This is a genomic window from Actinomyces sp. 432 (assembly GCF_009930875.1).
Classification (GTDB): domain Bacteria; phylum Actinomycetota; class Actinomycetes; order Actinomycetales; family Actinomycetaceae; genus Actinomyces.
In genome coordinates, this window is the sequence record NZ_CP025249.1 from 2,026,371 (window position 1) to 2,039,612 (window position 13,242).

General features: G+C 69.7%; 12 protein-coding genes. 2 read left to right on the forward strand and 10 right to left on the reverse strand.

Features of this window, described 5'->3' with window-relative positions:
• Positions 1-32 precede the first annotated feature (32 nt).
• From CWT12_RS08440 to CWT12_RS08470, 7 genes are all read right to left on the reverse strand, one after another.
• A complete protein-coding gene (locus CWT12_RS08440; RefSeq protein WP_161924456.1) occupies positions 33-578 on the reverse strand; it encodes an FMN-binding protein in 546 nt (181 codons plus the stop codon).
• Positions 575-1,360 carry an ABC transporter ATP-binding protein gene (locus CWT12_RS08445; RefSeq protein WP_161924457.1) on the reverse strand — a complete coding sequence of 262 codons (786 nt, stop codon included), beginning with the start codon at positions 1,358-1,360 and terminating at the stop codon, positions 575-577. Before CWT12_RS08445 ends, CWT12_RS08440 begins: the two co-directional genes overlap by 4 nt.
• A 1-nt stretch (position 1,361) precedes the next feature.
• Entirely contained in the window at positions 1,362-2,741 is a 1,380-nt protein-coding gene (locus tag CWT12_RS08450; RefSeq protein ID WP_202616176.1) for an ABC transporter permease, read from the reverse strand.
• Between the two features lie 8 nt (positions 2,742-2,749).
• Positions 2,750-4,039, reverse strand: a complete 1,290-nt coding sequence (locus tag CWT12_RS08455; protein WP_161924458.1) for an ABC transporter permease — start codon at positions 4,037-4,039, stop codon at positions 2,750-2,752.
• A gap of 1 nt (position 4,040) precedes the next feature.
• Positions 4,041-5,312, reverse strand: a complete 1,272-nt coding sequence (locus tag CWT12_RS08460; RefSeq protein WP_161924459.1) for a DUF2318 domain-containing protein — start codon at positions 5,310-5,312, stop codon at positions 4,041-4,043.
• Between the two features lie 87 nt (positions 5,313-5,399).
• Complete coding sequence (locus CWT12_RS08465; protein WP_272927779.1) at positions 5,400-6,041, reverse strand: iron transporter; 642 nt, start codon at positions 6,039-6,041, stop codon at positions 5,400-5,402.
• A 63-nt stretch (positions 6,042-6,104) separates the two neighbouring features.
• A complete protein-coding gene (locus tag CWT12_RS08470; RefSeq protein ID WP_161924461.1) occupies positions 6,105-7,841 on the reverse strand; it encodes an FTR1 family iron permease in 1,737 nt (578 codons plus the stop codon).
• 179 nt (positions 7,842-8,020) lie between these two features.
• Here CWT12_RS08470 and CWT12_RS08475 point away from each other — a divergent pair, with 179 nt between their 5' ends.
• A complete protein-coding gene (locus CWT12_RS08475) occupies positions 8,021-9,046 on the forward strand; it encodes an FAD:protein FMN transferase (protein WP_161924462.1) in 1,026 nt (341 codons plus the stop codon).
• 26 nt (positions 9,047-9,072) lie between these two features.
• Here the strand turns inward: CWT12_RS08475 and CWT12_RS08480 are convergent, their stop codons facing one another.
• The 3 genes from CWT12_RS08480 to miaB all read right to left on the reverse strand — a co-directional run bounded on the left by CWT12_RS08480 (position 9,073) and on the right by miaB (position 12,249).
• Positions 9,073-9,456 carry a GntR family transcriptional regulator gene (locus tag CWT12_RS08480; RefSeq protein ID WP_161924463.1) on the reverse strand — a complete coding sequence of 128 codons (384 nt, stop codon included), beginning with the start codon at positions 9,454-9,456 and terminating at the stop codon, positions 9,073-9,075.
• Complete coding sequence (locus CWT12_RS08485) at positions 9,450-10,400, reverse strand: hypothetical protein (RefSeq protein WP_161924464.1); 951 nt, start codon at positions 10,398-10,400, stop codon at positions 9,450-9,452. The genes CWT12_RS08480 and CWT12_RS08485 overlap by 7 nt, the downstream gene beginning before the upstream one ends.
• 151 nt (positions 10,401-10,551) lie before the next feature.
• Positions 10,552-12,249 carry a tRNA (N6-isopentenyl adenosine(37)-C2)-methylthiotransferase MiaB gene (miaB, locus tag CWT12_RS08490; RefSeq protein WP_161924465.1) on the reverse strand — a complete coding sequence of 566 codons (1,698 nt, stop codon included), beginning with the start codon at positions 12,247-12,249 and terminating at the stop codon, positions 10,552-10,554.
• Positions 12,250-12,411: 162 nt separating this feature from the next.
• Here miaB and CWT12_RS08495 point away from each other — a divergent pair, with 162 nt between their 5' ends.
• Entirely contained in the window at positions 12,412-13,191 is a 780-nt protein-coding gene (locus CWT12_RS08495; protein ID WP_161924466.1) for an amino acid ABC transporter ATP-binding protein, read from the forward strand.
• Positions 13,192-13,242: the final 51 nt, after the last annotated feature.

Here is a 13,242-nt window from a genome sequence, read left to right on the forward strand (position 1 = left end):
CCAACCTCTCCCGCAGCCCCCGCGTTTCGTTCTCAGTGGGCCTCGGCCGCCTGGGCGGCGATGGCGTCGACGGCGTCGTTGAAGGCGGCCGAGGTCTTGGATGCCCCGGCCAGGGCAGTCACATGCGCGTCCTCGATGCTGCGTCCGACTACGGCGTCCTCAATCTCCTCCACGAATCCGGCGATGTAGTTCTTGGAGGTGGTGGTCGGGGCGTGACCGGTGACGGACACATCGGTGATATAGCCGCCCTCCAGTTCGAGGGTGACGTCGATCGAGTCCTCCTCCACGACGCCATCGACGACCCCGTAAGACTCTTTGGCGGTGTACTTGCCGTCGGCGTACGGGCCGCCGGTGGGAGTGGCGGAGGGGGTAGGGGCGTCACCCGCGGAGGGCGTGGTGAAGGCCGTCGGGTTCTGGGTCTGGGCGCGACCGGCGTACTCGTCCTGGGCGGGGGTCGCCTCCCCGCCGCCGCATCCGGCCAGGCCGGCCGTTGCCAGCACCGCGCCTACCGCGGCCAGAGCGCGGCGGGCGGGGACTGCGGGCGCCGTCGGGCCCGGGAGCTGCGGGGGACGGTTCATGCCTGCACCTCCTGGCCGAAGTCGAGCATGTCGCGCTCCCGGCGGCCGACGCCGGCAGTATTGGTCTTCTCCCCCACCAGCCGGCCGTGGTTGAGCAGGATCTGCCGCTGTCCGCAGGAGGCCACGTGGGCGTCGTGAGTGACCACGATCAGGGTCGTACCGGCCTTGTGCAGGCGGGCGAAGATGTCCAGGACCAGTTGCTCGTTGGCCTCGTCGAGGTTTCCGGTGGGCTCGTCGGCGAGCACGAGTTGGGGGTGATTGATCAGCGCCCGGGCGATGCACACGCGCTGCTGCTCGCCGCCGGAGAGCTGGGAGGGCAGGTGGTGGGCGCGGTCGGCGAGCCCCACATTGTCCAGGGCCGCCAGGGCCTCCTCCTGATCGGTCATCGAGTGGTAGTACTGGGCGACCATGACGTTCTCGATGGCGGTCAGGTGTGGGATGAGGTGGAACTGCTGAAAGACCAGGCCGATGACATGCTTGCGGATATCGGTCAGCTGGACGGCGTTGAGCCTGCCCAGCTCACGCCCGTCCAGCAGCACGGAGCCGCGGGTGGGCGTGTCCATGCAGCCGATAATGTTCATCAGCGTGGTCTTGCCGGATCCGGAGGAGCCGACCACGGACAGCCACTGCCCGCGCGGCACCTGCAGGCTGAGGTCATCGACGGCGTGCAGGTCGCCGTAGATCTTGGACACGTGCCGCAGTTCAAGCAGCACGTCAGCGGCCCCCGCGTCCGTCTGCGAGTCCTGCGTGCCGGGTTGCGGCTCGGCGAGCGTGTCGGTCATGTCATTCCTCTCTGAGGACGAGCGCGGGGTCGATGCGCGAGGCGCGGCGCACCGGTGAGTATGCGGCGACGACGGCCACCAGCGTAGTCAGCGCGAGGGAGGCGGCCGCCAGCCAACAGTTGAAGCCGATGGGGCGGTCGAATACACCCAGGCCGACGGCGAGGGCCAGGCCGTAACCGATGGCGGTGCCGACCACGCCGCCGACCAGGCCCAGCAGGGCGGCCTCGGCGAAGAACTCGGCCGCGATCGATCCCTCGGAGGCGCCCAGCGCCTTGCGCAGGCCGATCTCGTTGCGACGCTCGGCGACGACGACGGTCATGGTGGTGGATACGCCCACGAGTGTCAGGCCTAGCACCACGACGGCCACCACCCAGAACAGGGTGTTTAGCATGGTGATGATGCGGGTGTCGCCGCTGGAGATCTTGGAGACGGGTTGGGCGGCGACGCGGCCGGCCGCGTCAGAGTCGGCGACGGCGCCGGCGACGTCCTCCACGCTGACCGTGGAGGTGTCCACCGAGAACTCCACCACGTCGTAGCCAGCGTCGGCGGTGGCGGTAAGGGCCTCCAGCGCGGCGGTGGGAACGTAGACGATGTCGTCCTCCTCCCCACCGGTGTCCACGATGCCGGACACCCGCCACTGGGCCTTACCCGCTGCGGTCTCGTCCGACTTCGCCGGATCGCCGGTGGCTGAGTCGGCAGCCGAGTCTGTTGCTGGGGCGGTGGCCGAATCGGTGGCGGCGGGCTCGCCCACGGAGGCGAGGTTGTCGCTGGAGAGGTATTCGGCGGTGACGCTGGAGCCGAGGCTCAGCCCAGCGGCATCGGCCACATTCGTGCCGACCAGCACCTGCCCCTCGCCCGGCCAATCGCCGTCGATCTCCCAGTGCCCGTTCAGGGCGCGCACCGCATCGACGTCGATGCCCGCCACCAGGTAGGGGGACCGGTTGATGCGGATGGTCTCGTAGCGGTAGGCGGCGGTGGCCAACTGTTCGGCGCTGATGTCGGTGGCGGCGGCGACGGCGACGTCGACCAGATCCAGGTCGGCGTCGGTGATGCGCGCCGGCTGCGCCCCGCCGACTCCCGCCGTCCCAGCAGCCGCGTCCGTAGTGGTACCGGCGGTGGCTGAGTTCGAATCGGTGTCGATGGGAGTGACGATCAGGTTGGCGCCGAACTGGCGCATCTCCGCACTCATTTGGGCGGGGACCGCCAGGCAGATGGCCGCGAGGCAGAACAGGGTGGCCGCCCCGACTGCGGAGGAGCCGATAGCCGCGAGGGCGCGGGAGCGGCGCCGGAACATGGCGCCGATGAGCATGGTGGCGAACATGCGCCGGTTGGTCATAGGAGGGCTGGTCGCAGAGCGCTTGTTCGCAGAGCGTTCGGTCATGGTGCTCCTCACCGCCTGTGCAGGGCGGTCGCGGGCTGGATCCTCAGAATGGTGCGTAGCGAGGAGGCGGTGGCCACCAGCAGCACCAGTGCCACCAGCACCACCACCAGCACGTACACCATGGGCCGCATGGTGATGGAGGAGCCGAATACCACCTGCCCGATCAGCTGAGCGATGCCGGAGCCGACCAGCGCCCCCACCGCCGTGCCGATCGCGCCGATGACGGCGGTCTCGGCCAGGATCAGCCGGTTGATGGAGGCGGAGGAGGCACCCACCGCCTTGAGCAGGGCGAACTCGCTGGTGCGCTCCACCAGGGAGGCGGTGGTCAGGGAAGCGACGGCCAGCACCGCGGCGACCAGGCTGAGTGCGGTCATCAGGATCATCAGCGCCTGGGTCTTCTCCAGCACCTTGCCCTCCACCGCGGCGACCTGCCGCACCTGCTTGGCGACGGCGCCGGGAATGACCTCCTCGATCTGGTAGGAGATGGAGGAGGCGTAGGCGGTGCAGTACCAGGTCTCCCACTCGGCGGCGGACAGCACGTTGGGGTTGCGGGCCGCCTTGCGCGACAGGTCGTTCTCCGGAGTCGTCAGGGCCTTGACCTCTACCTCGTCCACCTGGCCGGCATGCCCCGTCAGGTCCTGGATGATCGCCAGTGGGGCGTAGAGGGAGTCATCGTCTTCGTCGCCGGAGGTGTACACGCCGGTTACGGTCAGGGAACGGTCCCCGGCGGCGGTGGACAGGGTTACGGTGTCACCTGCTCCCAAGCCCAGGCGACGGGCCAGGGAGGAGCCGACCACGGCTTCGTCGGCGTCGTCAGCGGGCCAGCTGCCCTCCAGCGTCCACCAAGAGCGCAGGGTGGTCACGCCGGCGACAGTCGTCTGGCCCGTGGACAGGCTGAGCTCCTTGTCGAACCACGTGCCGGTGACGGCCAGGTCCGTGGCCTGCCCGGAGGCCGAGGCCGCATCCACGTGGCCGGTGAGCTCTGCGGTGAAGTCGACGATGTTGTACGCCCAGAAGATCGTCTTGATGTTCGCGACCTCCTCCTCGGCGATGAATGCCGTGGACTCGGTGTCCGCGGTGGTCTCGTACAGGCTGGAGACGACGGCGTCGGCCTTGGGCTGGACGACGATGTTGGAGCCGTAGGCGGTCAGCTCCGCGTTCAGCTTGTCGCCGACGTCGAGCACGACGCCGAGCATGGCAACCGAGATGGAGGCGCACAGGGCCACGGTCAGGCCGACCAGGGAGCGGCGCCAGAGTTGACGGGTGAAGGAGCGGTGCAGCAGGCGTGAGAAGAACACGTCAGGCGAACACCTCCGCGCTGTCCTCCAGGGCGCTCAGGGGCACGCTGACGGTGCCGTCGGCAACCGCGAAGTCGATGGGGATGGGGTTGCAGCCGCCCTTGAAGCCGATGGTGGCCGGGTTGATGGCCACATCGCAGCGCTTGCAGATGATCTTGCCAGCACCCTCGTAGTAGCCGGCCGGACCGCAGGACTCGCAGGCGTCCAGGCCCACCCCGTAGGCGCCGCCGTTCTTCAGGATCATGATGAAGCGGACCTCGGTGCCGTCGGAGGTCGCGTAGGCGAAGCGGTGCAGGTGCCCGTCTCCCAGGACGGCGGCGGAGACCACCGCCGCGTCGGCGGTGACCTCGTAGGGCTCCGGATCGGACAGGGTGGGGACCTCGTTGACCTTGGCGACGGCGACGGTGCGAGTGGCCACCAGCGCCGCAAAGCCGATGCCGGAGGCGAGTACCCAGCGGCGCGAGCGGCGCCGCTCGGCGCGCAGGGCACGGGTGCGCGCCGGGTTGGCCTGGACCGGGGTGCGCCCGACAGCCCGGGCCAACGCGAAGCCCATGGGAACCAGCCAGACGGCCGCCGCGGTCAGCAGGACGACGCCGCCGGCATTGTTGGTAGCCCACGACATGACGCGGAAAGCGTCTCCGCCGAGCCGGATCCGGTGGGTGGACTGCAGCACCCGCGCCAGCTGGAAGACATGAACGGTGCCGAATGCAAGCACGAACACCAGCAGGGTGATCCGCGTGGGCCGCACCGGGGCCCGGCGGGCGGCGCGATAGTAGACGAAGGCGAACAGGGCCACCGCGATCCAGCCGCCGATGAAGCCGAGCGCACGCAGCAGCATCTGGGAGGACAGTACCTCCTCGCCCGGCTCGATGAAGGCCGCCAGCTGCAGCACTGCCTCAGGCACGGCGCGGAAGAAGGCCAGGGCGATCGCCAGGCAGCCGACGACTTGCGCGACTGTGCCCAGGCGCCCGTCCACGCCCCAGGTAGGCCGCCGTACCAGCAGGGCGAGCACCACGATCAGGACCGCATCGACTGCCACGCAGGCGATGAGCGTGGGAATGTTGACGGTGGTGCGCCGGTCGATCACGGAGGTGGCCCGCAGGACGGCGAAGACGAGGGCTCCGGCGGTACCGGTCAGGGCGGAGGCGAGGCGCCAGCGGCTGGCGCGCGGCCACCCCTCCACGGCTGCGGGTGTCAGCACCACCGCCAGGGCGGCGTACAGCAGGAAGGGCAGGGTGGCCCCGCCAACAACGGAAACAAAGCGCTCCAACACTCCGCCGGTGCTCCTCTCGGTATCGATTGCCTATGTCTGTTCGCCCGTGCCTGCGGGCCGCGCGACGGCGGCGCCGTCACCGTGATTTCACCACTCCATGGGGGTGTAGTCCCAGTCCCAGGTGAGCTCGATCGGCTCGGTCCAGAAGCGGCCCTTGACGCCCGTGTCGGGGTCGGTGTGCAGCACCCAGCCGTTCTCCTCCGGGCTGTGGATGGTGATGGTGACGGTGTACTGGCCGGCGTCCGGCAGGGCGATGTTGCCGCCGTAGTGGGGGCCGTCGGAGGCGTTCATCTGCATGAAGGTGCCCTCCACGGCCTCGCCCGAGCCGTCGGCGGGGGCGATGGAGTAGTCAACGGTCAGGCCGGGCACGAAGTCTCCGGCGCCGTAGCCGAGGGTGTTGTCGGCCAGGGCGGTGACGTCGGCCTCCAGGTGCAGGTCCGCCTGCGAGGCAGGCAGTCCGGCGGCACCGGCGGGCTCCATATCGACCGGCTGGAAGTAGACGAGGTTGACGTTGATCTGGCCCTCTGCCTCCTGGTCCTTCTGGGACTCGTTGACGTCGAACTCCTCGAATCCGGCCTCGTTGTCGGAGGCGTCGCCGGCGTCCGCGGCAGCCTCGGTGGCCGTATCCGCGGAGGTGCCCGAGTCGTTGGATGAGCAGGCGGCCAGTCCGAGGCTCCCGGCCAGGACGATTGCGCCCGCGGCGCTGATGAGCTTGAGGGATCGCATGATGTGTTTCCTTCGTTGGTTGTTGGTGCTGGTTGTTTGTGCTGGTTGTTTCTGCAGTGCCCAGGACTACTCGGCCGCTGCAGCGGCGTCTTCGTCTGCAGCGGCCTGGGCTGCGTCAGCCCTGCGGTGGCGGAGCACGGACACGGCGGAGAGGAGGACGACGACTGCGGCCATGAATGCCTGGAACAGGAGGGTCTCCCGGTAGGGGTACAGGCCCAGGTAGTCCTGCGTGGGCCACCCCTCGACGTAAGTCGCCGGGATGATGTCGCCCTCAATCAGGGCGTGGGCGCCGCCGCCGGCGAAGATCACGACGAGGACGGCCATGAGGAAACTCGTGATGGCGAAGAAGGGCCGTAGCGGAATCCTCACACTGGTGAAGCGGATGAGCAGGAAGACGACCACGAGCACCACCGCCCCGGCGGCGAAGCCCTGCCAGATGCTGGCCGAGCCGGAGGGGTCCATGGCGAACAGGGCCTCGTAGAACATGACGGTTTCAGCACCCTCACGGAAGACCGCCAGGAATGACAGGGAGGCCAGCGCCCAGAAGCCGCCGTCGGAGATGGAGGCCTCCGCCTTGTCCTTGATGTAGCGGTTCCAGGAGGCAACCGAGGACTTCGACAGCATCCAGTTGGAGGTGAACAGCAGCATGGCCATGGCGACCAGCGCCACCACGCCCTCCAGGATCTCCTGGTGGGCGGAGGCGGAGTCGTACAGCCAGGCGAAAAGGAGCGCCACCAACCCGGAGCCGGCCAGCCCCAGTACCACGCCGGCGTAGATGTACTTGACTCGTTCCCGCATGCCCGCCTTGAGCAGGTAGGCGATAACCGCGGCGACCACCAGGATCGCCTCCAGGCCCTCGCGCAGCAGGATCACGAAGGCCTGCCCGAAGGAACCAGTGAGCAGGGCCCTGACCGGGCTGATACTCTCGGCCGCTCCGCCGTCGAGCGCCGCACCGTCCTCGGTCAGGTAGTTCTTGAGCGTCTCGGCCTCTGCGGTGATCTGCGTAATGTCGGCGCCGCCCACCATGGCCTTGCGGACGACCTTGAACTGGTTCTCCACCTCCGATACGCGGGCTCCGGAGATGGCGGACATGACGGTCTTCTCGAACCCGAGCTTCTCGTAGTAGCCGTAGTAGGCGTTGTTGACGTCTGCGGCGCCGCCCTCGCGATCCCCGGAGGCGGCCTTGTCCACACCGGAGTCGATGAGCTCGTTCATCTCGGCGGCCACGTCCGCCCAGGTGCGCTCACCGCGGCCCTCATTGACGCGGGTCTTGTTGGCCTGGAGCTCGGCCCGCTCGGTGGCGATGGCGGCAGCCTGGTCGGCGGCGTAGGTGCGCGGGTCGGGCAGGTCGGCCAGCTCGTCGAGCCTTCCGGCGCTCTCGGTCAGGGAGTCGGACAACCCGGTGACGCCGGAGTCGATGGCCTCGTCATTACCGGGGGCGTAGGCGGCCCGGCGCAGGTCGGTGAAGTCCTGCCGCTGCTGGGATGCGGTTTCCGCGCCGAGGTTGTCGGTGGTGACGACCTGCATGTTGGAGGCGACGTATCCGGAGTTGTAGGCGCGCTGGAAGGCGGCGGCGGCGCCGGAGGTGTCACCTGCGGCGTAGGAGTCGGCGGCGGCGTCGAGCTGCGCGGAGATGGCGTCCGCCACGGCGGTCCAGGAGTCGTAGTCCGTGTCGGACTCGGCGGCACGGGCCGGGGACCACAATCCGCCCAGCACACCGGCAAGCAGCAATGCCACACCTAGCGCAATGACGGCGCGCGCCGGGCTGGAGACGCGGCGTTCCTGGGTAGGGGCACTGGGCATGTGGCCGGATTCCTTCGCGTGATGAGCGGGGTCAGGCGAGCCTCCCTATGCTTAGGCGAGGCTGGCCTGTATCCGAAAGAGTAAGCTCACATAATTGGATACGTCAAAGCCGAATCACTTGCCGGCTGACGCCGCGTCATGATCGGATGCGACGCAAAACGCCAGGTCAGGGAGGTTGTATGCGCGCACCGAGTACCCCGAGCGGGCTCGTCCAGGCCTGGCGCTTCGAGGCCACCGGCTGTCACTGGAAGGTCCTTACACGCGATCGACTTCCCGACACGCTGCGCAAACGGATCACGGAGCGCATCAGTGCGTTCGAGGACGTCTGGTCCCGTTTCCGGCCCGGCTCACTGGTCCGGCGCGCGGCCGCCGGAGCCCTTCCCCGCCGGGCCGACGGCGGGGTGGAGCTGAGCCTGCCCCCGGGCTCAGGCACCCTGCTGGACCTGTACGACAGACTGCATGCGGTCACGGACGGACGCCTCGACCCGCTGGCCGGCGCAGACCTGGCGGAGCTCGGCTACGACGCCGAATACAGCTTCGCGGTACGCGATGGCGCCGCCCATCGCCTGGGTGCAGTGCACGGACGCGCCACCTGGGCCGGCTGGGCCTGCCACCGCGGCGACCTGCTGGTGCTGCGCGGGCCGGCGCTAATCGACGTCGGTGCCGCCGGCAAGGGGTTCTTGGCCGACCTGCTCGCCGACTGGCTGCGAGACGCCGCCCACGAGGAGTACCTGATCGACGCCGGGGGCGATCTGCTGGTGCATTGCGCCGAGCCGGTACGCATCGGGCTGGAGCTTCCCGGGGCGGGCGGGCACCCGGGCGCGCAGGGCAGGGGGGCAGCCCATGAAGCGGGCGGCAGCACCGGGGAGGTGATCGGCGTGGTGGAGCTGACCGACGGGGCCGTGTGCGCCTCGGGGGTCACCCGCCGCACCTGGGGCCCGGGCCTGCACCACATCCTGGACGCGTACACGGGCCTGCCCGTGGCGGGGGCGAGCGCCGTCGTCGCCACCTGGACGGTGGCACGCAGCTGCGCGGAGGCCGACGGGCTGGCCACGACGCTGTTCGTAGCAGATCCGGCCCGCCTGGCCGCAGCCGGCTTCGACTACGACTTCGCCCTGCTGCGGGCCGACGGCTCCGTGGCTGCCTCCCGCACCTGGCGCGACCTGCCCGCCGAGCTCTTCACCTCCCCTCACCCAGGTCGGTAGACGTTACGTGCCGAGGTCGGTAGGCGTTACGTACCCGGGTCGGCCGTTGGCCGAGGATCGCGCAGCAGGCAGTCGCGCACGGCCGCCACGATCTGCTCGTCCGTGAGCCCGAGCTCCCGCATACCAGTTACGCAGTACGCCGCCAGCTCGGCGGCGCTGCGCCCGTCCATGGGCGCGGGCGGTGCGACGATCGTGCCGGTGCGCCGATTTGTGCGGACCAGACCGGCCTGCTCGAGCTCCCGGTACGCTCGGGCGACGGTCCCCGGAGCGACCCCGAGGTCCGCCGCAAGCCGACGCACCGAGGGCAGTCTCGCCCCGACGTCGAGGTCCCCCGCAACGATCTGCGCCCGCAACTGGTCCCGGATCTGCTCGAAGGGGGGAGTCTGACCGGAAGCGTCGACTTTCAGCACGCCCGGCCCCCCTGCGCCGACGCCGACAGGTCATAGTCGCGCCACAGCACCAGGGAGGGGTTGCGCACCCGCCGTCCACGCTGCCACGGCACGAGGATCACCGCCCAGCACACGAGCCCCATGAGGAGGGCTGCCAGCCCCAGGAGCGCGGTCAGCTCCATCCCCCGGGCGCGCACCTCCGGGGCGATCAACCAGGTGGCGGAGGTCCCAAGAACAACCAGGGTCGCCAGGAGCCCGGTGCCGACGACCACGTCAAGCACCCCCCGGACGGCGCCCGAGCGCAGCGCATCATCCCAGGCGAGCTCGAGGTCGCTGTGCGCCCGCTGGGGGCGCTCGGCCAGAACCATTGCGAGCCGCAGGCAGAAGACTTCCGCCGCGCACACGCACACCCCTGCGGCGATGACTGCCGCGGGCACCAGCCACCCGCCATCCGGGCGCAGCGGGGTCAGTGCCCACACCCCCAGGGCGGCGACGCAGGCGAGGGCGGTGGCCAGGACCGATAGGAGCGCCGCACGGCGGTCCCAGCGATCGCAGTACTCCCTCCATGTCGTGGCTCGGGCGCGCGCCACCCGGGGTGCGGTGGGTAGAGGATCGACCGCCTCCCGCATCAGCCCGATGATGGCGCCGGTCGCATGTCCAAGCGCAGTCGCCAGGAGCGTGGTCAGCGGCACGAGGTGGGCGGCACCGACCGCCTGCGCCGCCACGGCCACCACGACTCCCACCACCCAGCCACCCCAGCCCCAGGCGATGGCGGCACGCGACCGGAGACGCAGGCGCGAGAGAACCTGTTGCCGAAGGTCGGGCGGCAGCGCGAGCCCCTGTCCGGCCAGGTAGTCCTCTGTGCGTTGATCCCGGCCAGAGCCGGGGCCGTCCCGGAGCGCGCTCGCGGCGGGCAGTTGGAATACGACGGCGGAGACGATTACCCATATGACGAATGCCGACATCTCGACCTCCCACTCGGTGTATCAACACACCCAGTGTGTCAGTACACGGCGAGGGAGTCAACTCGCGCGGGTACGCCCATCGAATCCAAGCCGCTCACGACGCGCGCCCTCAAGGCATCACCATTCCTGATCGCGAAGCCGCGCAGGCGGCCTACCGCGGCCCATGCGCCCCGGGACGAATCATCGGCATACCGATGGCCACCGGCGCCGCGTCCGGCTCGGGTTCCGCGTGGGCCTCACGGCGCCGCCGCTCCCAGGCATCCCCGGCGCGGGTGCGCCGCACCTCGAAAAGGGCGGGGCCGTCGTCCGTCCAGATGCGGTCCCCGGCGCTCCGCACCGAATCGGCCGCGAGCGCACCGCCGGCCCCGGTGCCGCAGCGGGCGGAGTCGGCAATGAGATTGTGGGGGGCGCCGTGCGTCACCCGGACGGTAAGCATGTCGCCGGGCCGCGGGGCACCGGCGGCGTAGTCGTCGGCAACCAGCCCCACGGGCAGGGCGGCGTGCACCAGGCGGTTGTCGTCGGCACGGCCGGAGATGCGGGCCGTGGCCTGGTCGCGGCGCCCCTCACCTTCGGCCACGAGGATCTCGACGGTACGCCCCTCCTGGCGCTCGTTCTCCTCCCGGGTAATGCGGCGCACGAGCTCATCCAGCCGGGCGTAGCGCTCCTTGACCACCTCGAGCGGCACCTGGTCGGGCATGCCGGCGGCCGGGGTACCCGGGCGCGGGGAGAACTCGAAGGTGAAGGCGGAGGCGAAGCGGGCCTGCTCGACGACGTCGAGGGTGGCCTGGAAATCCGCCTCGGTCTCCCCGGGGAAGCCGACAATCAGATCGGTGGTGATGGCGGCTTGCGGCATCCGGTCACGCACCCGCTCGAGGATGTCCAGGAACCGGCGGGTGCGGTAGGAGCGTCGCATGGCCCGCAGGACCCGGTCCGAGCCGGACTGCAGCGGCATGTGCAGGCTGGGCATGACCGTGGGCGTGTCGGCCATGGCATCGATGACGTCGTCGGTAAAGGCGGCCGGGTGGGGGCTGGTGAAGCGCACCCGCTCAATGCCATCCACGTTCCCGGCCGCGCGCAGCAGGCCGGCGAAGGCACCGCGCTCACCGAAGCCGACGCCGTAGGAGTTGACGTTCTGACCGAGCAGGGTGACCTCGATGGCACCCTGGGCGGCCACGGCCTCCACCTCCGCCAGCACGTCCCCGGGGCGCCGGTCGCGCTGCTTGCCGCGCAGGGAGGGCACGATGCAGAAGGTGCAGGTGTTGTTACAGCCCACCGCGATGGACACCCAGGCGGCGTAGGCGGATTCGCGGCGCGTGGGCAGGGTGGAGGGGAAGACCTTCAGCGACTCCTCGATCTCGACGGCGGCCTCGGCATTGTGGCGGGCGCGGTCCAGCAGCGCGGGCAGCACGTCGATGTTGTGGGTGCCGAAGACGACGTCGACCCACGGGGCCTTCTCAACGATCCCCTCCCCCATCTGCTGGGCGAGGCAGCCAGCCACGGCGATCTGCATGCCGGGCCGCTCCCGCTTGACGGCCGCGAGTTGCCCCAGGTTGCCGAACAGGCGCGTGGCGGCGTTCTCCCGCACGGAGCAGGTGTTGATGATGACGACGTCCGCACCGCCGTCGCCGGCCGCAGTGGCGCGCGCCGCGACCTCAGGAACATCCTCGGCGCGGCGGTAGCCCGCCTGCTCCAGCAGGCCGGCCATGTGCTCGGAGTCGTGGACGTTCATCTGGCAGCCGAGCGTGCGCACGTGGTATGTGCGCGGCAGCAGCTCGCGCACGGGCGTGGGTGCGGGCGCAGGCGCGGCTGCGTGGGGAACACTGGTACGGGGTGTATCGGTGACGGTCATCGCCAGCAGTCTAGAGCCCGCCTCTACCCCATGGGCTTACGTGGGACCTTTCGCCCCGGCAGGCCTTTCGGGTGATTTCCGTAACGTCGTCGCCCACCCGCCGTAACACGCCAGAAACACACCTGGCCCATTGCCGACATGGACTGCGGATGTCATTGCGGTATGAATGCCACACCCACGCCAGTGCCCGGGCACGCTGACCACCGGGAGGCGCTCGTTGAGATCATTGGCCTCAACAAGCACTTTGGCGATCTACACGTGCTCAAGGACATCAACCTCTCCGTGCACCGGCAGGAGGTGGTCGTAGTCCTGGGGCCGTCCGGATCGGGAAAGTCGACCCTGTGCCGCACCATCAACCGGCTGGAGTCAATCGACTCCGGCATCATTCGCATTGACGGCCAGGAGCTGCCGCAGGAGGGCAAGGACCTGGCCCGGCTACGGGCCGACGTCGGCATGGTCTTCCAGTCCTTCAACCTATTCGCCAACAAGACCATTCTCGACAACGTCACCCTCGGCCCCATCAAGGTGCGCGGGACCCCCAGGGCCGAGGCCGAGGAGCAGGCGCGCCAGCTGCTGCGGCGGGTGGGGGTGGAGACCCAGGCAGCCAAGTTCCCGGCCCAGCTGTCCGGCGGGCAGCAGCAGCGCGTCGCCATCGCCCGGGCCCTGGCGATGCGCCCCAAGGTGATGCTCTTCGACGAGCCCACCTCCGCCCTGGACCCCGAGATGGTCAAGGAGGTCCTTGATGTCATGACCGAGCTGGCGGCCGAGGGCATGACTATGATCATCGTCACTCACGAGATGGGCTTTGCCCGCCAGGCCGCCGACCGCGTTGTCTTCATGGCTGACGGCGCCATCGTGGAGCAGGCTCCGCCCGACCAGTTCTTCACCAGCCCGCGCACCGACCGGGCCAAGGACTTCCTGTCCAAACTCATCACGCACTAAGCGTGCGGGCGGTCGCCGACGCTACGGCGCGTCACTCGGCTCACCCCAGCG

Excerpts from the sequence above, each read along its gene's own strand:
- CWT12_RS08440 (WP_161924456.1), bottom strand. The coding sequence starts at position 578 with ATGAACCGTCCCCCGCAGCTCCCGGGCCCGACGGCGCCCGCAGTCCCC.
- CWT12_RS08445 (WP_161924457.1), bottom strand. The coding sequence starts at position 1,360 with ATGACCGACACGCTCGCCGAGCCGCAACCCGGCACGCAGGACTCGCAG.
- CWT12_RS08450 (WP_202616176.1), bottom strand. The coding sequence starts at position 2,741 with ATGACCGAACGCTCTGCGAACAAGCGCTCTGCGACCAGCCCTCCTATG.
- CWT12_RS08470 (WP_161924461.1), bottom strand. The coding sequence starts at position 7,841 with ATGCCCAGTGCCCCTACCCAGGAACGCCGCGTCTCCAGCCCGGCGCGC.
- CWT12_RS08475 (WP_161924462.1), top strand. The coding sequence starts at position 8,021 with ATGCGCGCACCGAGTACCCCGAGCGGGCTCGTCCAGGCCTGGCGCTTC.
- CWT12_RS08485 (WP_161924464.1), bottom strand. The coding sequence starts at position 10,400 with ATGTCGGCATTCGTCATATGGGTAATCGTCTCCGCCGTCGTATTCCAA.
- miaB (WP_161924465.1), bottom strand. The coding sequence starts at position 12,249 with ATGACCGTCACCGATACACCCCGTACCAGTGTTCCCCACGCAGCCGCG.
- CWT12_RS08495 (WP_161924466.1), top strand. The coding sequence starts at position 12,412 with ATGAATGCCACACCCACGCCAGTGCCCGGGCACGCTGACCACCGGGAG.